The organism is Dryocola sharpae, assembly GCF_051307055.1.
Lineage (GTDB): Bacteria > Pseudomonadota > Gammaproteobacteria > Enterobacterales > Enterobacteriaceae > Dryocola.
Map to the genome: position 1 here is coordinate 3371773 of NZ_CP149994.1, position 21149 is coordinate 3392921.

Annotated in this window: 16 protein-coding genes; 3 read left to right on the forward strand and 13 right to left on the reverse strand. The window is 55.8% G+C overall.

The genetic code is table 11. The features are described 5' to 3' along the window. Positions 1-64 precede the first annotated feature (64 nt). Both cysI and cysJ read right to left on the reverse strand, forming a co-directional pair. Entirely contained in the window at positions 65-1777 is a 1713-nt protein-coding gene (cysI, locus tag WLO31_RS16060; RefSeq protein WP_435927628.1) for an assimilatory sulfite reductase (NADPH) hemoprotein subunit, read from the reverse strand. Continuing rightward, positions 1777-3582 carry an NADPH-dependent assimilatory sulfite reductase flavoprotein subunit gene (gene cysJ / locus WLO31_RS16065; protein WP_435927630.1) on the reverse strand — a complete coding sequence of 602 codons (1806 nt, stop codon included), beginning with the start codon at positions 3580-3582 and terminating at the stop codon, positions 1777-1779. Before cysJ ends, cysI begins: the two co-directional genes overlap by 1 nt. A 316-nt stretch (positions 3583-3898) precedes the next feature. Between cysJ and queD the strand changes: the two genes are divergently transcribed. Continuing rightward, a complete protein-coding gene (gene queD, locus WLO31_RS16070; RefSeq protein ID WP_435927632.1) occupies positions 3899-4258 on the forward strand; it encodes a 6-carboxytetrahydropterin synthase QueD in 360 nt (119 codons plus the stop codon). A gap of 173 nt (positions 4259-4431) precedes the next feature. Here queD and queE read toward each other — a convergent pair whose 3' ends face one another. The 3 genes from queE to WLO31_RS16085 form a co-directional block, all read right to left on the reverse strand. After that, positions 4432-5103 carry a 7-carboxy-7-deazaguanine synthase QueE gene (gene queE / locus WLO31_RS16075; RefSeq protein ID WP_435927634.1) on the reverse strand — a complete coding sequence of 224 codons (672 nt, stop codon included), beginning with the start codon at positions 5101-5103 and terminating at the stop codon, positions 4432-4434. A gap of 112 nt (positions 5104-5215) precedes the next feature. After that, a complete protein-coding gene (locus WLO31_RS16080; protein WP_435927636.1) occupies positions 5216-5914 on the reverse strand; it encodes an N-acetylmannosamine-6-phosphate 2-epimerase in 699 nt (232 codons plus the stop codon). Further along, complete coding sequence (locus tag WLO31_RS16085; protein ID WP_435927638.1) at positions 5911-7467, reverse strand: maltose/glucose-specific PTS transporter subunit IIC; 1557 nt, start codon at positions 7465-7467, stop codon at positions 5911-5913. Before WLO31_RS16085 ends, WLO31_RS16080 begins: the two co-directional genes overlap by 4 nt. 174 nt (positions 7468-7641) lie before the next feature. On the opposite strand from WLO31_RS16085, the gene WLO31_RS16090 reads away from it, so the two are divergent. Further along, a complete protein-coding gene (locus WLO31_RS16090) occupies positions 7642-8469 on the forward strand; it encodes a MurR/RpiR family transcriptional regulator (RefSeq protein WP_435930637.1) in 828 nt (275 codons plus the stop codon). A 43-nt stretch (positions 8470-8512) separates the two neighbouring features. Here WLO31_RS16090 and adhP read toward each other — a convergent pair whose 3' ends face one another. The 7 genes from adhP to rlmD form a co-directional block, all read right to left on the reverse strand. Further along, positions 8513-9529 carry an alcohol dehydrogenase AdhP gene (gene adhP / locus WLO31_RS16095; protein ID WP_435927639.1) on the reverse strand — a complete coding sequence of 339 codons (1017 nt, stop codon included), beginning with the start codon at positions 9527-9529 and terminating at the stop codon, positions 8513-8515. A 168-nt stretch (positions 9530-9697) separates the two neighbouring features. Beyond that, entirely contained in the window at positions 9698-10993 is a 1296-nt protein-coding gene (gene eno, locus WLO31_RS16100) for a phosphopyruvate hydratase (RefSeq protein WP_435927640.1), read from the reverse strand. Between the two features lie 81 nt (positions 10994-11074). Continuing rightward, positions 11075-12712, reverse strand: a complete 1638-nt coding sequence (gene pyrG, locus WLO31_RS16105; RefSeq protein WP_435927641.1) for a glutamine hydrolyzing CTP synthase — start codon at positions 12710-12712, stop codon at positions 11075-11077. A 225-nt stretch (positions 12713-12937) separates the two neighbouring features. Further along, positions 12938-13729: a nucleoside triphosphate pyrophosphohydrolase gene (gene mazG / locus WLO31_RS16110; protein WP_435927642.1), complete on the reverse strand. Its 792-nt coding sequence runs from the start codon at positions 13727-13729 to the stop codon at positions 12938-12940. Positions 13730-13838: 109 nt separating this feature from the next. Then, positions 13839-13961 carry a hypothetical protein gene (locus WLO31_RS16115; RefSeq protein WP_435927643.1) on the reverse strand — a complete coding sequence of 41 codons (123 nt, stop codon included), beginning with the start codon at positions 13959-13961 and terminating at the stop codon, positions 13839-13841. Positions 13962-14094: 133 nt separating this feature from the next. Then, entirely contained in the window at positions 14095-16323 is a 2229-nt protein-coding gene (gene relA, locus WLO31_RS16120) for a GTP diphosphokinase (RefSeq protein WP_435927644.1), read from the reverse strand. Positions 16324-16371: 48 nt separating this feature from the next. Further along, positions 16372-17685, reverse strand: coding sequence for a 23S rRNA (uracil(1939)-C(5))-methyltransferase RlmD (gene rlmD / locus WLO31_RS16125; RefSeq protein WP_435927645.1), 1314 nt, complete (start codon positions 17683-17685; stop codon positions 16372-16374). 59 nt (positions 17686-17744) lie between these two features. On the opposite strand from rlmD, the gene barA reads away from it, so the two are divergent. Next, positions 17745-20501: a two-component sensor histidine kinase BarA gene (gene barA, locus WLO31_RS16130; RefSeq protein WP_435927646.1), complete on the forward strand. Its 2757-nt coding sequence runs from the start codon at positions 17745-17747 to the stop codon at positions 20499-20501. 68 nt (positions 20502-20569) lie between these two features. Here barA and WLO31_RS16135 read toward each other — a convergent pair whose 3' ends face one another. Further along, a complete protein-coding gene (locus WLO31_RS16135) occupies positions 20570-21142 on the reverse strand; it encodes a TetR/AcrR family transcriptional regulator (protein ID WP_435927647.1) in 573 nt (190 codons plus the stop codon). Between the last annotated feature and the right edge of the window lie 7 nt (positions 21143-21149).

Here is a 21149-nt window from a genome sequence, read left to right on the forward strand (position 1 = left end):
CGCTTATCCACCCGACAGGTTCTCGCAGGGCGGGTAAGCGAATGCGCCACCCGCCATCAAATTTTTACTCCCAAAAATCACGGGCCGGATCGAGCACAGGTCGGACAATCCCGGCGCGGATAGTGAAATCGCCAAAGCCCTCATCGGCTTCACGCTCTTTTGACCAGCGGCCCACCAGCTCATCAATCGATGCCAGAATCTCCGGTTCGGTAATATTTTCACGGTACATGCGCGGAATACGCGTGCCGATGCGGTTCCCGCCGATATGCAGGTTGTAGCGGCCGGGCGCTTTGCCCACCAGGCCGATTTCCGCCAGCATTGAGCGGCCGCAGCCGTTCGGACAGCCGGTTACACGCAGGACGATGTTTTCCTCGCCCACGTGATGCTTTTCCATCACCGCTTCAACTTTGGTCACAAACTGCGGCAGGAAGCGTTCCGCTTCGGCCATCGCCAGCGGGCAGGTCGGGAACGACACACAGGCCATGGAGTTTTCACGCTGCGGTTTTACCGCGTGCATCAGCCCATGATCTTTAGCGATCTTCTCGATTTTCGCCTTTTCGCTTGCCGGCACGCCCGCCACGATCAGGTTCTGGTTGGCGGTCAGGCGGAAATCGCCCTGGTGGATCTTCGCGATCTCCAGCAGGCCCGTTTTCAATGGACGGCCTGGATAATCCAGAATACGACCGTTTTCGATAAACAGCGTCAGGTGCCATTTGTCGTCGATGCCTTTTACCCAGCCGATGCGATCGCCGCGGCCGGTGAATTCGTAAGGGCGGATCGGCTCAAATTTAATGCCGGCGCGACGTTCGACTTCCGCTTTAAATACGTCCACGCCAACACGCTCAAGGGTGTATTTGGTCTTGGCGTTTTTACGATCGGTACGGTTGCCCCAGTCGCGCTGCGTGGTGACAACGGCTTCCGCTACGGCCAGCGTGTGCTCAAGCGGGATATAGCCAAACTCGCTTGCGGTACGGGCGTAGGTCGCTTTGTTGCCGTGCTCAATGGACAGGCCGCCGCCCACCAGCAGGTTGAAGCCCACCAGCTTGCCCTCTTTGGCAATCGCGATGAAGTTCATGTCGTTGGCGTGCAGATCGACGTCGTTCTGCGGCGGCACCACAACCGTAGTTTTAAACTTACGCGGCAGGTAGGTCGCGCCCAGGATCGGCTCTTCGTCGGTTGTCGCAACCTTCTCCTGATCCCACCAGATCTCGGCGTAGGCACGGGTGCGCGGCAGCAGATGCTCCGAGAGTTTCTTCGCCCACTCGTACGCTTCCTGGTGCAGCCGGGACTCGACCGGGTTTGAAGTGCACAGCACGTTACGGTTCATGTCGTTGGCGGTCGCCAGCGCGTCCAGACCCACCTCGTGCAGCATCTCATGGGCCGGCTTCACGTTCTTTTTCAGAATGCCATGGAACTGGAAGGTCTGGCGGTTCGTCAGACGAATGCTGCCGTAGATGGTTTTGTCTTCGGCAAATTTATCAATGGCGCGCCACTGCTGCGTGGTGATAATGCCGCCCGGCAGGCGGCAGCGCAGCAACATCGCGTGACGCGGCTCCAGCTTCTGCGCGGCGCGCTCGGCGCGGATATCGCGATCGTCCTGCTGATACATGCCGTGAAAGCGGATAAGCAGAAAGTTGTCGCCCTTAAAGCCACCGGACAGCCCGTCCTGTAAATCTTCTTTAATGGTGCCGCGCAGGAAATTACTTTCACGCTTCATGCGCTCGGCATCAGACAGTTTTCCTTCAACCACTAACGGTCCAGGGTGTTTTTCGCTCATTAGTAGACATCTCGCTGATAACGGCGCTCAATGCGCAGCTCACTTAAAAATTCATCTGCCGACTCGAGGTCCATACCACCGAACTCGGCTACCACTTCCAGTAATGCCTGCTCAACGTCTTTCGCCATGCGATTGGCGTCGCCGCAGACATAAATGTGGGCGCCTTCGTTAATCCAGCTCCACAGTTCCGCGCCTTTTTCGCGCAGCTTATCCTGTACGTATATTTTATGTTGCTGGTCGCGGGACCAGGCGAGATCGATATTCGTCAGCAGGCCTTCTTTGACATAGCGCTGCCATTCCACCTGGTAGAGGAAGTCTTCGGTAAAGTGCGGGTTGCCGAAGAACAGCCAGTTTTTGCCCGTTGCGCCGTCGTTTTCACGCTGCTGCATAAAGGCGCGGAACGGCGCAATGCCGGTGCCCGGGCCAATCATAATCACCGGGGTTTCCGGGTTAGCCGGCAGGCGGAAGTTATCGTTATGTTCGATGAACACTCGCACTTCGCTATCCTCGACAAGCCTGTCGGCCAGGAAACCTGAAGCGCCGCCGGTGCGGGCCCGGCCTTCTATGTCGTAGCGCACAACGCCGACGGTAATATGCACTTCGCTTTCGGCCTCCGCCTGCGAAGAAGCGATGGAATAGAGACGAGGCGTGAGCGGGCGCAGCAGCTCAAGCAGCTGCTGCGCGGTTAATTCAGACGGGGCGTAACGCACCATATCGACAATCGGCGTGTTCTGGGCAAAGTGCTGCAGCCTGGTTTTATCGCCCGCCAGATCCAAAAGCGCCGCGCTGCGGGTAAGCTGGGCATATTTCTCAACGATGGTTGTGGTGTTCACCGTCAGTTCGAAATGCCACTCTAACGCTTCGCTTAGCGGCAGCGTTTTTCCCTCGACGGTCACGCTTTCGTCACCCTTTAGCCACAGCAGTTCCACCAGCTCTTTTACCAGAGCAGGATCGTTCTGATACCAGACGCCGAGCGCATCGCCAGGCTGGTAGCGCAGGCCCGAATCACCGAGGTCGATTTCAAAATGGCGCACGTCTTTTTCAGAGTCGCGTCCGGTGATTTTCTGGTTAACCGCAAGCGTCGCCGTCAGCGGCGCTTCTTTGGTGTACGGGCTGGTGAAGACTTCGTTTACCACGCCGGTTGCGGTGACCGCCGCCTGGGCTGGCGTTTCTGCCGGCACGCGCGATTTCAGCAGCTCAACGATTTTACCGCGCCACGCCTGGGCCGCGGGCTGAAACTCCACGTCGGCATCTGCGCGATCCAGCAGGCGAACGCCGCCCAGCTCCGCGAGTTTAGTATCGAAATCTTTACCGGACTGGCAGAAAAACTCGTAGGACGTATCGCCAAGGCTGAACACGGCAAACGCCGTATCGGTAAGTTTTGGCGCTTTTTTCGAGAACAGGAACTTGTGCAGCGCCACCGCCTCTTCTGGCGGTTCGCCTTCACCCTGGGTGGAAGTCACGACAATCAGCAGTTTTTCCTGAGCGATCTGCTTGAATTTATAGTCGCCCGCGTTGACCAGGTTGACGTTCAGCTTTGCCGCCAGCAGATCGTCCCGCAGTTGCTCGCTAACGCGACGCGCATTGCCGGTCTGGGAGGCGGAAAGCAAAGTGATAACCGGCACTTCAGCCGCAGGCGGCTGCGCTGTAGCCACCGCGCCAGGCTGTTGATTAATCATTCCCCAGAAGTAGCCGGACAGCCAGGCCAGTTGAGTCTGTGAGAAGTCGGTTGTTGCCGCCTGGAGGCGTGCCAGTTGCTCCGGGGTAAGCGGCAGCAAAGCGGTCGGTGGGGCCTGAGTTGTCATGCTTGATTAGATTCCAGTAGCAAAGGGTGCCGTTTTTAACGTTCAACGGTAAAAAGCATTCATGGGGTAAGGTTAACCAGCTGGATAATAACAATTAAAGAAGGGATGGAAATAACAAATAACCAAAATGACTAACCGCTTTTTCGGGTAATACATAACATCAAAATAGATTAATCAACTAATTGATATTAAACAAATTAATTTCAAAAAAGCGATAGTCGCCGTCGGCAGGACAAAGATGACCGCTTTAGTTAATGCGTAAAATAATGGATTCCGGTACTATGCGGCGGTTTTTCGCCCTACTGAGACTGCAACAATGGCAACCACCCTGTTTAAAGATTTTACCTTCGAAGCCGCTCACCGCCTGCCGCACGTGCCGGAAGGCCATAAGTGCGGTCGCCTGCATGGCCACTCGTTTATGGTGCGCCTGGAAATTACCGGCGAGGTCGATGCGTATACGGGCTGGATTATGGATTTTTCCGAACTGAAGGCGGCGTTTAAGCCCACTTACGACAGGCTGGATCATTACTATCTGAATGATATTCCGGGCCTTGAGAATCCAACCAGCGAAGTGCTGGCAAAATGGATTTGGGATGAGATGAAACCGCTTGTGCCGCTTCTTAGCGCGGTGATGGTGAAAGAAACCTGTACCGCAGGCTGCGTTTATAAAGGTTAAAAAAAGGCACCGGAAGGTGCCTTCAGATTGATGGCCTCCCCGAAAACACGGTTTTCGGGGGTTTGGGGTAAACCAGCAGATATGATCCTTTATTTTTAAAAGTACCGGCAAAGTAACTTTTAACATCTGAGAAATTTATCAGCTGAATCAAGGCACCTTCCGGTGCCTTTTTACTAGGCGATATTCAGGTACTTATGCGTCTGCATCGAAAGCCGCCAGTTGCGGGCGATACAGGTTTCAATGCACAGACGGGTGGCGTCTTCTTTCTGGCTGATGGGCTGCAGCGCGATAATGCGATTTTTGTCGTCATGCAGCGTTCTTAGCAGCTCGTCTAACGCCTCGATGTCGCGCATGCGCCCAACGGGATGTTTGATTTCGTCCGCTCTTTCCAGCGCCTGAGGAAGGATGTCGTAGCCGCCGCGCATATTCACCTTCGGCGACACCGTAACCCACGTCGCCGCCGTGCAGCGGACGTCATGCGTGCCGCTGGTTTCAATCTGGCAGCTAAAGCCGTGGTGCTCCAGCAGCGTCGTTAAAGGTTGGAGATCGTGGATACAGGGCTCGCCGCCGGTGATGACTACGTGGCGGGCGGTATAGCCCTGGCGCTGCATCACGGCCAGCAAATCTTCCGGGCCTGCCGCGCCCCATTTATCGCTCTCTTTGGTTTTGGCCAGAATGCTGAACAGAGACACTTCACGATCCGCGAGTTTATCCCAGGTGTGTTTGGTATCGCACCACGCGCAGCCCACCGGGCAGCCCTGCAGGCGAATAAAGACGGCGGGCACACCGGTAAAATAGCCCTCCCCTTGCAGGGTCTGGAACATCTCGTTAATCGGGTACTGCATAATTATCTCTGGAATAGTCGTAAAGATTAATTATCGCAGAACTGGCGGCTGAGATCATGTTTAAAGGGGTGGCCGGCTCAATCGGGGGGCGATCGAGCCGGCCACGCCATGATTACTCTGAGGTAACCATGGCGTTTACGAAGCGGCGTGTTATCTGCTGCGGACGGGTTATCGCCCCGCCGACCACCACCGCATGAGCGCCCAGCTCCAGGCAACGTGCCGCCATTGCAGGCGTTTCCACATTGCCTTCCGCAATCACCGGCACCTTAACCGCAGCCAGGACATCGCGCAGGAACTGACAATCGTTGTTCGCCAGTATTTGCCCTTTAGTTTCCGTGGTGTAGCCGTGCAGCGTGGTGCCAACGCAGTCAAAACCGATTTCTGCGGCGTAGCGCGCTTCATCAACCGTGGCGATATCTGCCATCAGCAACAGCTCCGGATAACGCTTACGCACCGCTTCGACCAGCCCGCGCAAATCCAGATCGCCCGGGCGTTTATGGCCCGTAGCATCCATCGCAATCATTGCCGGGTTGACCGCCATCAGCTCATCCACCTCTTTAAGGGTTGCCGTGATGTAAACATCGCTGCCCGGATAGTCGCGTTTGATGATGGCGATAACGGGAAGATCGACAAGCTCCATAATGGTTTTTACGTCGATCAGGCTGTTGGCGCGAATCGCCGATGCGCCTCCCTGAGCGGCGGCCAGCGCCATACGCGACATGATAAACGGGCTATGCAGCGGTTCGTTATCCAGCGCCTGGCAGGAGACGATGAGCTTTCCCTCAATTTGCGACAGCATGGAAGGTTTCATGGGGCAAGGATCTCCTCTACTTCATTTTTGATAATGGTTACATGCGGGCCATAAATCACCTGCACGCCGTTCCCACGGCGGATCACCGCTCGCGCGCCGGTTTCTTTTAGCAAAGCTTCGTCGATAAGCGTGCCGTCATGCAACGTGACGCGTAGCCGTGTGGCGCAGCAATCCAGCTCAGCAATATTCTCTTTACCGCCCAGCGCTATGATGACCTGCACAGGACGTTCGCCCGCGGCAACCTGTACGCTTTCAGCGGTGACCTCTTCACGACCGGGCGTTTTAAAGTTGAAGCGCGTAATAACAAAGCGGAAGGTGAAGTAATAAAGGAAGAACCACGGAATACCGACCAGCGGCACAAACATCCAGTTGGTCTTCGCTTCGCCCTGCAGCACGCCAAACAGAATAAAGTCGATAAAGCCGCCGGAGAACGTCTGGCCGATGGTGATGTGCAGAATATGCGCCAGCATAAAGGCCAGCCCGTCAAACGCCGCGTGAATCACGTACAGCACCGGGGCGATAAACAGGAACGAGAACTCAATCGGCTCGGTGATTCCGGTAAGGAAAGAGGTCAGCGCCGCGGAGATCAACAGCCCGGCCACCCGCTTACGGTTTTCCGGCTTAGCCATGTGATACATCGCAAGACAGGCGCCAGGCAGGCCAAACATCATGGTGATAAAGCGGCCGGACATAAAGCGCGCGGTGCCGATATAAAACTGCTGGGTATTCGGATCGCCAAGCTGGGCGAAGAAAATACGCTGTGTGCCTTCCACCAGCTGGCCGTTAATCATCTCGCTGCCGCCAAGCGCGGTGGTCCAGAAAGGTAAATAGAAGATATGGTGCAGGCCGAACGGGCCGAGCATACGCAGCACAAATCCGTAGATAAAGGTGCCAAAGTAGCCGGTGGCGTCCACCAGACCGCCCATGCCGAAAATGAGCTTCTGGAAATGCGGCCAGACCACGGTCATTACCGCGCCGACCAGAATCGCCGCCAGCGAGCTGACTATCGGCACAAAACGCGATCCGCCAAAGAAGCCGAGGGACTGGGGCAGCGCGATCTTGTTATAGCGATTATGCAAAAGCGACGTGACGAGACCGATAACAACCCCGCCGAACACGCCGGTTTCAAGCGTCTGCGTGCCAAGCGCCATTCCCTGCCCCACCGCGCCGGGATTCGTCGTCGCCAGCACGCCGCTCAGCGTCAGCAGCGCATTAATGGTTGCGTTCATCACCAGATAAGCCAGCAGCGAGGCCAGTCCCGCGGTGCCCTTATCGCCTTTCGCCAGCCCTACCGCGACGCCAACCGCAAACAGAACCGCGAGGTTGGCAAACACAATCGACCCGGCGCTTGCCATGATGGTGAAAATACCCTGCAGCCATGCAACGTCAAGGAAAGGGTAAGCCGTAATGGTGTTGGGATTGGACAACGCGCCGCCGATGCCCAGCAGCAGACCCGCCGCAGGCAGCACCGCGACCGGCAGCATAAAGGATTTTCCAAACCGCTGGGCCTTCTCGAACCAGGCCCCTGATGATGCGCCGCTGAATAGTGACATAAATTTTCTCCCCGCCCTTCTGTTGTGGTGAAAATTTTTACCATAATAAACTCATAGTCATGAAAATTTCCACCATCATTACGATCGCGATCACATTTAATCGAATCTGCTGGCACAGCACGGGGCCTTTCCGCCACACTAGGCGCAGTTTGAACAGGAAGCGGAATGGGTTCGATGACGGAAAATGAAAATATATTGCTGCACCTGCGCCAGGGCCTTCCGGGCTACAGCCCAACGCTGCAAAAGCTCGGGGATTTTATCCTTGCCCAGCCGCAGAAGGTGCTGTACCTGACGATCACCGAGCTGGCGCGGGAAAGCGAAACCAGCGAGGCAAGCGTTACCCGCCTGTGCCGCCATTTAAGCTGTAAGGGCTATACCGAGTTCAAAATGGCGGTAGCGCTGGATATTCAGCAAAACCAGCCCGCCGCTGCGGTCAGCGAAGACAGTATTGACGAGCTGGTTGAAGAGTCCGTGCAGGCGCTGCGGGATACCGGAAAACTCATCAACCGCGATGTGCTTAAGCAGGCGGGACTTGCGCTGCACGAGGCGACATCCGTGCAGATTTACGGCGTTGCCGCCAGCGCAATCATGGGCGATTACCTGCACTATAAGCTGCTGCGCCTGGGCAAGTCAGCTCAGCTTTTCAGCGACATGCACCGTGCGGCGATGAATGCCGCTACGCTTGGCGAGCGTGATCTGGTGGTGGCGATCTCCAGTTCCGGTTCGACGAAGGATCTACTGCATGTGGTGAAGCTCGCCAAAAAGCGCAGCGCGCGCGTGCTGCTGCTGAGCAATACGCTTCGCAGCCCTCTGGCCGATCTTGCCGACTTTCTGCTGGTGGCGGCCAAGCCCGAAGGTCCGCTCAGCGCAGGCTCGCTGAACGCTAAAGTTGGCGCGATGCTGCTGGCTGAAGTGCTGATCGGGGAGCTGCTCTCCCACGATAGCCGCTATGCCTCAGCAAGCCAGCAGACCGCGAGCGCAACCTTACCGCTGCTTATCTGAAACGGCCGGGAAAGCGCGGTCACCATCGGTTGTTCGGTACGGTTTATTTTTTCGCTTTAAAATCGATGACCATCCGGCCTTTGATTTTGCCGCTTTCCATTTCGTGAAAGATATCGTTGATATCCTCAAGCGGACGCAGAGTGACTTTCGGCGTAACTTTGCCTTCCGCGGCGAACTGGAAAGCTTCGGCCAGATCCTGACGCGTGCCGACCAGCGAACCGACAACCTCAATGCCGTCTAACACCAGGCGTGGAATATTCAGGCTCATGGACTCCGACGGCAGACCGACCGCGACAATACGCCCTCCGGCGCGCACGGCGTCAACGGCTGAGTTAAATGCGGCTTTCGCCACCGCTGTAACTACCGCGGCATGAGCGCCGCCGGTTTTTTCCTGGATAATTTTCGCCGCATCTTCACTGCGTGAGTTAATCACCAGATCCGCCCCGCTCTCTTTAGCGAAGTCGAGCTGCGCATCGTTAACGTCGATGGCGATGACTTTAGCATTGAAGACGTTTTTAGCGTACTGCAGCGCAAGGTTACCAAGACCGCCCAGGCCATAGATGGCAATCCACTGGCCTGGTTTGATGTTGGCAACCTTCACGGCTTTGTACGTTGTCACGCCCGCACAGGTCACGCTGCTGGCCGCGGCGGATTCAAGACCATCCGGGACCTTTACCGCATAATCAGCGACCACAATGCACTCTTCCGCCATGCCGCCGTCTACGGTATAGCCTGCGTTAGTCACGCTGCGGCACAAGGTTTCATTGCCGCTATTGCAGTATTCGCAGTGGCCGCAGCCACGATAGAACCACGCGACGCTTGCGCGGTCGCCCACTTTCAGCGATGTCACGCCCGGCCCAATTGATTTAACAACGCCGATGCCTTCATGCCCAAGCGTAGTCCCTGTTACGTCGCCAAAATCGCCGTTTTTCACGTGCAAATCGGTGTGGCAAACGCCGCAGCACTCCATCGCCAGCAGCGCTTCGCCGTATGCCAGCTCGCGCACAGATTTATCAACAATATCAACAGAATGCTCTTTTGTAACGACAGCAGCTTTCATGGCGATCTCCCACTCTACGGTTAATGACCTTATTAGCCTGGATGACCCTATCCGGACGCGCAACTATTCAGCACGGATAAGGCATAGGTCGGGAGACCATGAAAATAGTGGACGTAAAAAAACCCGCCGAAGCGGGTTTTTATCAGAACCTAAAGCGACAGTAAGAAATTACTGGCCTTTAACTTCTTTCAGACCGTTGAACGGTGCTGCATCACCCAGCGCTTCTTCGATACGAATCAGCTGGTTGTATTTAGCAACGCGGTCAGAACGGCTCATAGAACCAGTTTTGATCTGGCCTGCAGCGGTACCCACGGCCAGGTCGGCGATGGTAGCGTCTTCAGTTTCGCCGGAACGGTGAGAGATAACCGCGGTGTAGCCAGCGTCTTTCGCCATTTTGATCGCAGCCAGAGTTTCGGTCAGAGAACCAATCTGGTTGAATTTGATCAGGATGGAGTTAGCGATGCCTTTTTCGATACCTTCTTTCAGGATCTTAGTGTTGGTTACGAACAGGTCATCACCAACCAGCTGCAGCTTGTCGCCCAGTACTTTGGTCTGGTATGCGAAACCGTCCCAGTCAGACTCGTCCAGACCGTCTTCGATAGAAACGATTGGGTACTGTTTGGTCAGCTCTTCCAGGAAGTGGGTGAACTCTTCAGAGGTGAAAGCTTTGTTGCCTTCGCCGGCCAGAACGTATTTACCGTCTTTGTAGAATTCGGAAGCCGCGCAGTCCATAGCCAGAGTAACGTCTTTACCCAGCTCGTAGCCTGCGGCTTTAACCGCTTCAGCGATAACGGCCAGCGCTTCTGCGTTGGAACCCAGGTTAGGCGCGTAGCCGCCTTCGTCACCAACAGCGGTGCTCATGCCTTTAGATTTCAGAACTTTAGCCAGGTTGTGGAACACTTCAGAACCGATACGGATCGCTTCTTTCAGGGTTTTCGCGCCAACAGGCTGGATCATGAATTCCTGGATGTCGACGTTGTTGTCGGCATGTTCGCCGCCGTTGATGATGTTCATCATAGGCAGTGGCATAGAATATTTGCCCGGCGTGCCGTTCAGTTCAGCGATGTGCGCGTACAGCGGCAGGCCTTTAGAGGCGGCAGCGGCTTTAGCAGCAGCCAGAGAAACGGCCAGGATGGCGTTTGCACCGAAGTTAGATTTGTTTTCAGTACCGTCGAGATCGATCATGATCTTGTCGATGTTAGCCTGGTCTTTCGCATCTTTACCCATAACCGCCTGAGCGATTGGGCCGTTTACAGCGGCAACGGCTTTAGTTACGCCTTTACCCATGTAACGAGATTTGTCGCCATCGCGCAGTTCCAGCGCTTCGCGGGAACCAGTTGAAGCGCCTGATGGTGCTGCAGCCATACCAACGAAACCACCTTCCAGGTGAACTTCAGCTTCAACAGTCGGGTTACCACGGGAGTCGATGATTTCACGACCGATGACTTTAACGATTTTGGACATTAGGTTTTCCTCAGTACAAGTTAAACTAAAACTCCAGACAAACAACGCGCGAAATGTCGCGCGTTGCCGTTCTAACTTTGCTTACTTCGCCTGGCGCTTCTGGTATTCGCCGGCGGCTTTTACAAAGCCTGCAAACAGCGGATGCCCATCGCGCGGGGTGGAAGTAAATTCCGGGTGGAACTGGCAGGCGACAAACCACGGGTGATTTGGCACCTCGATAATTTCTACCAGCTGATCGTCACCGGAGCGGCCCGCCACTTTCAGACCCGCAGCTTCAATCTGCTTCAACAGCATATTGTTGACTTCATAGCGGTGACGATGACGCTCAACGATAGTCGGCTCACCGTACATCTGGCGCACCAGAGTATCGTCAGTAAGCTGACACTGTTGGCCGCCAAGACGCATGGTGCCGCCCAGATCGCTCTTCTCGGTACGTACTTCGACGTTACCTTCTTCGTCACGCCACTCGGTGATTAAGGCGACCACCGGGTATTTACAGTCTGGCACAAATTCCGTTGAGTTGGCGTTAGCCATACCCGCCACGTTACGCGCGAATTCGATCAGCGCAACCTGCATACCTAAGCAGATACCCAGATATGGAATATTGTTTTCACGAGCGTAGCGCGCGGTGGCGATTTTGCCTTCCACGCCGCGATAGCCGAAGCCGCCCGGGATCAGGATGGCGTCCAGACCTTTAAGCAACTCTTCGCCGCGCGTTTCAACATCCTGCGAATCAATCAGCTTGATGTTGACGGTCAGACGGTTTTTCAGACCACCGTGTTTCAGCGCTTCAATCACAGATTTGTAGGCATCCGGCAGTTCAATATACTTGCCGACCATGCCAATCGTGATTTCGCCCGTTGGATTCGCTTCTTCGTAGATAACCTGTTCCCATTCGCCCAGGTTGGCTTCAGGAACGTTTAAGCTGAATCGTTTACAAATATAATCGTCCAGCCCCTGTGATTTCAACAGGCCCGGAATTTTATAGATAGAATCGACGTCTTTCAGAGAAATAACCGCTTTCTCCGGGACGTTACAGAACAATGCAATTTTTGCACGTTCATTCGCCGGCACGACGCGATCGGAGCGGCAGATCAACACATCCGGCTGAATACCTATAGAAAGCAGTTCTTTAACGGAGTGCTGCGTCGGTTTGGTTTTCACCTCGCCGGCGGCGGCCATATACGGCACCAGCGTCAGGTGCATGTACAGCGTGTGCTCGCGGCCCACTTCTACCGCCATCTGGCGAATCGCTTCGAGGAACGGCAGGGATTCGATATCGCCTACGGTACCGCCGATTTCGACCAGCACGACATCGTAGCCTTCGCCACCTTCAAGGATGCGTTCTTTGATAGCGTTGGTGATGTGCGGAATAACCTGCACGGTGGCGCCCAGATAGTCGCCACGGCGTTCTTTACGCAGGACTTCGGAGTAGATACGCCCCGTGGTGAAGTTGTTACGACGCGTCATTTTATTACGGATGAAGCGCTCGTAGTGACCCAAATCCAGATCGGTTTCAGCGCCGTCTTCGGTAACGAACACTTCCCCATGTTGAATAGGGCTCATGGTACCCGGATCGACGTTGATGTACGGATCGAGCTTCATGATGGATACGTTGAGGCCACGGGCTTCGAGAATAGCTGCGAGGGAGGCTGCGGCAATGCCTTTACCCAGAGAGGAAACGACCCCGCCGGTCACAAAAATATAGTTCGTTGTCATGCTGAACCTGAGAAGTTAGGTTTAAAGACGATGGAATAACCAGGACGGGAAAGCAGTATACCCGAACAGGATGGGCGCCACAAACTTTCATTCTTCACCCGCCAGCCTGACCTCGCGCTTTGTCAGGCCAGAGAAAATAGCGGGTCTGGCAGAAATGTTTTTGACGCAAATCAAGCGCTTGTTAAATTGAAATTGTCATAAAACGCGCTTTATCGCAAAAACGCGTTAGATTTCAGTTTCCTGGCGTTTAACCTGCTGCCAGGCATTCTCCATCTGTTCGAGGGTTGCCTGCGGCATTTCCAGGCCCTGCGCCGCAATAATGCTTTCTACCTGGCGGAAACGGCGTTCAAATTTCCGGTTAGCTTTTTGCAACGCGACCTCAGCTTTGGTCCCTAAATGGCGCGCCAGATTTACCGTGGCAAACAGCAGATCGCCCACCTCCTCTTCAAGCTTCGCTTCATCAACAACGGCCTGCTGCGCCTCGTGCATCACCTCGTCGATCTCTTCATGCACTTTTTCCAGCACCGGGCCGAGAGAATCCCAGTCGAAGCCGACGGACGAACAGCGCTTCTGAATTTTATGCGCGCGCATTAAAGCGGGCAGCGCTTCGGGAATATCATCCAGCGCGGAATGCTGCTCTTTTTCAGCACGCTCAGCGGTTTTGATTTGTTCCCACTTCGCCAGCACTTCCGTACTGGTGCCGGCGTCGCCGTCAGCGAAAATATGCGGGTGTCGGCGTTCCAGCTTGTCGCTGATGGCCGAGCAGATATCGTCAAAATTGAACCGGCCTTCTTCCTGCGCCATCTGCGCGTAAAACACGACCTGGAACAGCAGGTCGCCCAGTTCGCCGCGCAGGTCGTCGAAATCTTCGCGATTGATGGCATCCAGCACCTCGTAGGTTTCTTCCAGCGTGTATGGCGCGATGGTGGCGAAGGTTTGCTCGCGGTCCCACGAACAGCCGTTTTCCGGGTCGCGCAGGCGTTTCATGATGTCCAGCAGGCGGGTGATCTGGTTCAATGTCGATCCTGTATGTTGTACGTGGGGTGGATAAGCGAAGCGCCAGCCACCAGATAATGTCGGATGGCGCTCACGCTTATCCGACCTACAAGGCCACAGACCATAAAAATCAGCCGTGCAGCCGCTTCGCATCGATAAGTATGTTGTGCGTAGGGTGGATAAGCGAAGCGCCATCCACCAGATAATGTCGGATGGCGCTCACGCTTATCCGACCTACAAGGTCACAGACCATAAAAATCCGCCGTGCAGCCGCTTCGCATCGATAAGTATGTTGTGCGTAGGGTGGATAAGCGAAGCGCCATCCACCAGATAATATCGGATGGCGCTCGCGCTTATCCGACCTGCAAGGCCACAGACCGTAAAAATCAGCCGTGCAGCCGCTTCGCATCGATAATATCCGGCACCTGATTCAGCTTGCCGAGCACGCGGCCCAGCACCTGCAGGTTGTAGATTTCAATATTCATGTCGATGGTGGCCAGCTGCTGTCTGGTGTCGCTGCGGCTCGCCACCCCCAGCACGTTTACCTTCTCATTCGCCAGAATAGTGGTGATATCGCGCAGCAGCCCGCTGCGATCGTTTGCCGTCACGCGAACCACCAGCGAGTAGCCGCTGGAGTAGCTTTCGCCCCAGACGGCGTCGACGATGCGTTCCGGCGCGTGGGATTGCAGATCGGCAAGCTGGTCGCAGTCCGCCCGGTGAATGGAGATCCCGCGCCCCTGGGTAATAAAACCGATGATTGCATCCCCTGGAATGGGCTGGCAGCAGCGCGCAATGTGGTGCATCAGATTACCCACGCCTTCAACCACCACGCGGCCATTGTCTTTGCTGCGTGACTGCGGCGCGTAGGTCTTCTGTTTTAGCTGGCGCAGCGCCTGCTCGTCCTGTTCGGCGGCGGTCGGTTTGTTAAACTGCGCCTGCAGGAAGTTGCTCATCTGGTTAAGACGGATATCGCCGCCGCCTATCGCCGCCAGCAGCTCGTCGATTTCATTGAAGTTATAGCGCGGCAGCAGGTGTTTTTCCGCCTCTTTCAGGCTGATGCCCAGGCGTTCGATTTCATCGTCCAGAATCTGACGCCCCGCGAGGATATTTTTGTCGCGATCCTGTTTACGGAACCAGTTGTGAATTTTGGCGCGCCCGCGGCTGGTGGTAACGTAGCCGAGGTTCGGGTTCAGCCAGTCGCGGCTTGGGTTCGGCTGTTTCTGAGTGATGATTTCAATCTGATCGCCCATCTGCAGCTGGTAGGTAAAAGGCACGATACGCCCGCCAATTTTTGCGCCTATGCAGCGATGTCCGACATCGCTGTGGATATGGTAGGCAAAATCGAGCGGCGTGGAGCCCGCGGGTAAATCCACCACGTCGCCTTTTGGCGTAAACACATACACGCGGTCATCGAAGACCTGGCTGCGCACTTCGTCGAGCAGCTCGCCGGAATCCGCCATCTCTTCCTGCCAGGCAATCAGCTTGCGCAGCCAGGCGATACGATCTTCATGGCCCGTGTTGCCGCTGCGCGCGTTGCCCTCTTTGTACTTCCAGTGGGCCGCGACCCCCAGCTCCGACTCTTCATGCATCTGCTTTGTGCGGATCTGTATTTCGATGGTTTTACCGTTCGGCCCCAGCACAACCGTGTGAATCGACTGGTAGCCGTTGGGTTTCGGGTTAGCGACATAATCGTCGAACTCGTCCGGCATGTGGCGGAAATGGGTATGCACGATCCCCAGCGCGGCGTAGCAGTCCTGCAGGCGCTCCGCGACGATGCGCACGGCGCGCACATCGAACAGCTCATCGAAGGCGAGCGATTTTTTCTGCATTTTGCGCCAGATGCTGTAGATGTGTTTCGGGCGACCGTACACTTCAGCTTTGACGCCCTCTTCTTTCATCGACTTACGCAGCGCCCCGACGAACTCTTCAATATAGTGTTCGCGGTCAATCCGGCGTTCATGCAGCAGTCGGGCGATGCGCTTATATTCCGTCGGATGCAGGTAGCGGAAGCAGTAATCCTCCATCTCCCACTTCAGTTGCCCGATGCCAAGGCGGTTGGCGAGCGGCGCATAGATATTGGTGCATTCTTTCGCAGCGAGTACGCGTTCATCTTCCGGCGCGTCTTTAACCTCGCGCAGGTGGGCGATGCGTTCGGCAAGCTTGATGACCACGCAGCGGAAATCATCCACCATCGCCAGCAGCATGCGACGGACGTTATCCACCTGTTCGGCGGAGACAGAATCGGTATGAGCGGCTTTCAGCTGGCGGATAGCGGCCATGTCGCGCACGCCGTGAATCAGCGTGACGACCTGGTCATCGATGCTCTCCCGCATCACCTCTTCGCTGACCACGCCCGCGTCGGCAAGCGGGAACAGCAGCGCCGCCCGGAGCGTATCGTTGTCCATACTGAGCATGGAGAGGATCTCTACCATCTCGACGCCGCGCCACAGCAGCAGCTCCGTATCCGGATGGCCTTTGGTCTGCTGTTCGCAGTAACGCCTGGTTTCGGCTAAGCGTTCACATGACTGCTGGTTGGTGATCCCGAGACTTTCAATCCATTTATCGGGCGCAAATTCGCCAGCTTTATTGAGATGTGCACTTCTTACCGCAACCATTGTCCTCTCCTGTCGGATACTCGCATCAGGCCGCTCCTGATTAACCGCTTAAATACGCTCAAAAAGCGCCATTGACTCCAGGTGCCCAGTGTGGGGAAACATATCGAGCATTGCCAGCCGCCGAATCTGGTAACCCGCGCTTAATAACGCTTCGCTGTCGCGCGCAAGCGTGGTGGGGTTACAGGAAACGTAAACCACCCGCCGCGGCGCAAGCTTAATCACGTGCTGCATCACGCCGGGCGCGCCTGCTCGTGCAGGGTCGAGTAAGATTTTATCAAACCCTAACGCAGCCCAGGGATGACGCGTTACATCCTCTTCCAGATTCTCATGAAAGAATGTGACATTTTTCAGCGAATTATGTCGGGCATTATATTCACCTTTCGCCACCAGCGCAGCAACGCCTTCGACACCGACCACGCTTGCTGCGCGCTTTGCCAGAGGCAGCGTAAAGTTGCCCATGCCGCAGAACAGATCTAATACCCGGTCCGTTGGCTGAACGTCGAGCCAGTCGATAGCGCGGGCGACCATTTGCTGATTCACCGCGTCATTCACCTGGATGAAATCACGCGGGCTAAAGCTTAAGCGTAGCCCGTCTGAATGATACCAGGGAGCTTCATCGCCAGGAGCCTCCAGCGTTTCACTGTCCGGCGCAAGAAACAGCGCCACGCCGGTCGTTTGCGAAAACTGTTCCAGTTTTTGCCGATCGCTGTTTTCAAGCGGGCTGAGATGACGCAGCACCATCAGCGGGCCGCCGTCCGCAAGCACCAGCTCCACATGCCCTAAACGACGGACGGCTTTTAATTCAGACAAACATTGGCGTAAAGGTTCCAGCAATGCTTCAAGCTGGGGCGCTAAAACGGGGCACTGATGAATATTGACCAGCGCTTTGTCGCTCGCTTTGCGAAACCCCATTTGCAAGCTCTGCGTCTGCAGATGGAAATTCAGGCTCAGGCGGGCGCGGCGGCGATAGCCCCAGGGTTGGCCGGCAATGATTTCATCGACCTCTCGCGGCGCGTCCCGCGTTCCCATCATTCGCGCCAGAGCATGAGATTTTGCCTGCTGTTGCAGCGCAACGCTCGCATGCTGCTGCTGGCAGCCGCCACAGACGCCAAAATGCCGACAGCGAGGCGCCACGCGTTCCGGGCTGTCGTTCAGACGGCGCTTCACCACCGCCTGCGCAAAATTGCGTTTATCATCGGTGATAGCGACTTCGGCCTGCTCGCCGGGCAAAGCGCCCGCGATAAATAGCGCCTTTCCGTTGTGGCGCGCTACGCCCTGGCCGAACGGGTCCAGGTCGTTAACCGTCACGGTTATGATCTGGCGAGTCGTAACCCGCCGCTTTGCAGAGTAGAATTGCGCCATAAGTGGAGATGAGCTCTCAAATATTAACTGTTGCCTTAATTGTCCCATATCGGAACCCCATGACCAACTACAGCCTGCGGGCACGCATGATGATCCTGATACTGGCTCCGACGCTGATGATCGGTCTGCTGCTCAGTACTTTTTTCGTTGTCCATCGTTACAACGACTTACAGCATCAGCTGGAGGATGCCGGCGCCAGCATTATCGAGCCGCTTGCGGTGGCGAGCGAATATGGCATGAGCTTCCACAGCCGCGAATCTATCCGTCAGCTCGTCAGCGTCCTGCACCGTCGCCATTCGGATATTGTGCGGGTCATCTCCGTCTTTGATGAAAAAAATAAGCTGTTTGTTACGTCGAATTTTCAGCTTAGCCCTTCGGGGCTGCAGCTGCCTGACGGGCAAAAGCCCCCGAAAAGTTTAAACGTGGCGCGCAAAGGCGATGTCATTATCCTGCGCACGCCAATTATTTCCGAAAGTTACTCCCCGGATGAATCGGCAGTCGCTGACGCTAAGCCTGCCGGAAATACGCTTGGCTATGTCGCCGTGGAGTTAGATCTTAAATCCGTTCGCCTGCAGCAGTATCGGGAAATATTTATCTCCACGATGATGATGCTGTTCTGCATAGGCATTGCGATGCTGTTCGCTTACCGACTGATGCGCGATGTTACAGGCCCGATTCGCAATATGGTAAACACCGTTGACCGCATCCGCCGCGGGCAGCTTGATAGCCGCGTCGAAGGTTTTATGCTGGGCGAGCTGGCTATGCTGAAGAACGGCATCAACTCAATGGCCATGTCGCTCACCGCCTATCACGAAGAGATGCAGCATAATATCGACCAGGCGACGTCCGATCTGCGCGAAACGCTCGAACAGATGGAAATCCAGAACGTCGAGCTGGATTTAGCCAAGAAGCGCGCCCAGGAAGCCGCGCGCATCAAGTCTGAGTTTCTGGCCAATATGTCCCACGAGCTGCGTACCCCGCTCAACGGCGTCATTGGCTTTACGCGCCTGACCTTAAAAACCGATCTCAATCAGACCCAGCGCGACCATCTGCATACCATCGAGCGCTCGGCGAACAATCTGCTGACCATCATCAACGACGTGCTGGACTTCTCGAAGCTCGAAGCGGGCAAGCTTATCCTCGAAAGCATCCCCTTCCCGCTGCGCAGTACGCTTGATGAAGTGGTGATTTTGCTGGCCCATTCGGCTCACGACAAAGGGCTGGAGCTGACGCTGAATATCAAAAATGACGTGCCGGACAACGTGATTGGCGACCCGCTGCGTCTGCAGCAGGTGATCACCAACCTGGTCGGCAACGCGATTAAATTTACCGAAAGCGGCAATATCGATCTGCTGGTTGAGAAGCGCTCGCAGGGCAATAACAAAGTGCAGATCGAGATGCAGATCCACGACACCGGCATCGGTATTCCGGCACGCGAGCAGTCCCGGCTGTTCCAGGCGTTTCGCCAGGCGGATGCCAGTATTTCACGCCGCCACGGCGGCACCGGTCTCGGCCTCGTCATCACGCAAAAGCTGGTTAATGAGATGGGAGGCGATATCTCCTTCCACAGCCAGCCTAACCGCGGCTCAACTTTCTGGTTCCACGTTAATCTCGATTTAAACCCGAACGCCGTGCTGGACGGGCATTCCACCGAAAACCTGGCCGGAAAGCGTATCGCCTACGTCGAACAGAACGCCTCTGCGGCGCAAAGCACCCTGAATTTGCTGGCCGGAACGCCGTTAACCGTGGTCTATAGCCCGTCATTCGCGATGCTGCCCGACGAGCACTACGATATCCTGCTTATCGGCATCGCCGTGAACGCTACCGATACGCTGAGCATGGAAAATCCGAAGATGGTGCGGGCGACCGCCATGACGGACTGCCTGATTCTGGCGCTGCCGTGCCATGCCTTTGTCAGCGCGGAAGCGCTCAAAAAACAGGGCGTCACCGCCTGTCTGCTGAAACCTGTAACCTCAACGCGCCTGCTGCCAATGCTGGCAAATCGTTTGTTCGGCCGGGCGCCCGAGCTTTCCGCAAGCGTGAGCAGCGGCAAATTCCCGATGACGGTGATGGCCGTGGACGACAACCCGGCCAACCTGAAGCTGATTGGCGCATTGCTTGAAGACCATGTCCAGAACGTCGTGCTGTGTGAAAGCGGCCTGCAGGCTATCGACCGCGCCAAACAGATGCAGATAGATATTATTTTGATGGATATCCAGATGCCGGAGATGGACGGTATCCGCGCCTGCGAGCTGATTCGCCAGCTCCCGCATCACCAGCAAACGCCGATTGTCGCCGTGACGGCGCACGCCATGGCGGGGCAAAAAGAGAAGCTGCTTAGCGCCGGGATGAACGACTACCTCGCCAAGCCTATCGAAGAGCAGAAGCTGCATAATCTGCTGATACGCTATCAGCCAGGCGGCATCGCGGCCCTGCTGCCGGCGCCGCCTGAGGCCGTATCGCCAGCGAGCAATAAAAACCAGACGCTCGACTGGGCGCTGGCGCTGCATCAGGCGGCGAACAAACCCGATCTGGCGCGGGATATGCTGCAAATGCTGCTGGCCTTTCTGCCGGAGGTGCGTAATACCGTCGAAGAACAGTTAGTGGGCGAGGAGCCGCCTGGGCTGGTGGATATTATTCATAAGCTGCACGGCAGCTGTAGCTACAGCGGCGTACCGCGGCTGAAAAATCTTTGTCAGCAGCTTGAACATGAAATGCGCAACGGCGTCTCGCCGCAGGCGCTGGAACCCGAGCTGCTTGAACTGCTTGATGAGATGGATAACGTTTCCAGAGAGGCTCAGAAGAGGCTGGGTTAACGGATGCCGGGGGAATAAACGCAGCCTCATTGATAAAATAGCGTCGGGTGGCGCTGCGTTTACCCGACCTATCCTTTAGTCATCGCCCGCCACATCACTTCAAAACCTGCCGTTTTATAGTTTTCCGCCTCATGCGGCTCACGCGAGGCAAACTCCATGGTGGTCTCGGCCAGCGAGAAAAATATCGCGTCGGCAAAAGCGGATTGCCCGCAGGAGAAAAACTCGCTCGTCACGCAGGCTTCGGCCAGCTCGTGCAGCTCAGGATAAAGCTGTGCGACCTTCTGCAGCGTCTCTTCGGTGATTTTGTCCGAAACCGCAAGCTGGCGCATCGCTTTGCTGCCTGCGGGAGAAATCAGCCCCCAGTCAATAAATCCGCTCCACACGGCGCGCACGCGCTCTTTTACCGATTTGCCGGGTTGATAATTCTCCATCATCATTTTGCCCAGACCGCTCTTAAGATGCAGATAAAGCGCATTAAGCAGCTCATCTTTGGTGGCGAAATAGCGAAATAGCGTCCCCTCAGCGACTCCGGCTTTTTTAGCGATAAGCGACGTTGCCGCGCCCAGCCCTGACTCAGCCACCGCTTCTTTTGCCGCTTCGAGCAGCGCTAAGCGTTTATCTTCACTTTTTGGACGAGCCACATTTCCT

Bases quoted from the DNA above. Each gene is read 5' to 3' on its own strand.
- cysI (WP_435927628.1), bottom strand. From the start codon at position 1,777: ATGAGCGAAAAACACCCTGGACCGTTAGTGGTTGAAGGAAAACTGTCT.
- cysJ (WP_435927630.1), bottom strand. From the start codon at position 3,582: ATGACAACTCAGGCCCCACCGACCGCTTTGCTGCCGCTTACCCCGGAG.
- queD (WP_435927632.1), top strand. From the start codon at position 3,899: ATGGCAACCACCCTGTTTAAAGATTTTACCTTCGAAGCCGCTCACCGC.
- queE (WP_435927634.1), bottom strand. From the start codon at position 5,103: ATGCAGTACCCGATTAACGAGATGTTCCAGACCCTGCAAGGGGAGGGC.
- WLO31_RS16080 (WP_435927636.1), bottom strand. From the start codon at position 5,914: ATGAAACCTTCCATGCTGTCGCAAATTGAGGGAAAGCTCATCGTCTCC.
- WLO31_RS16085 (WP_435927638.1), bottom strand. From the start codon at position 7,467: ATGTCACTATTCAGCGGCGCATCATCAGGGGCCTGGTTCGAGAAGGCC.
- WLO31_RS16090 (WP_435930637.1), top strand. From the start codon at position 7,642: ATGACGGAAAATGAAAATATATTGCTGCACCTGCGCCAGGGCCTTCCG.
- adhP (WP_435927639.1), bottom strand. From the start codon at position 9,529: ATGAAAGCTGCTGTCGTTACAAAAGAGCATTCTGTTGATATTGTTGAT.
- eno (WP_435927640.1), bottom strand. From the start codon at position 10,993: ATGTCCAAAATCGTTAAAGTCATCGGTCGTGAAATCATCGACTCCCGT.
- pyrG (WP_435927641.1), bottom strand. From the start codon at position 12,712: ATGACAACGAACTATATTTTTGTGACCGGCGGGGTCGTTTCCTCTCTG.
- WLO31_RS16115 (WP_435927643.1), bottom strand. From the start codon at position 13,961: ATGGTCTGTGACCTTGTAGGTCGGATAAGCGTGAGCGCCATCCGACAT.
- relA (WP_435927644.1), bottom strand. From the start codon at position 16,323: ATGGTTGCGGTAAGAAGTGCACATCTCAATAAAGCTGGCGAATTTGCG.
- rlmD (WP_435927645.1), bottom strand. From the start codon at position 17,685: ATGGCGCAATTCTACTCTGCAAAGCGGCGGGTTACGACTCGCCAGATC.
- barA (WP_435927646.1), top strand. From the start codon at position 17,745: ATGACCAACTACAGCCTGCGGGCACGCATGATGATCCTGATACTGGCT.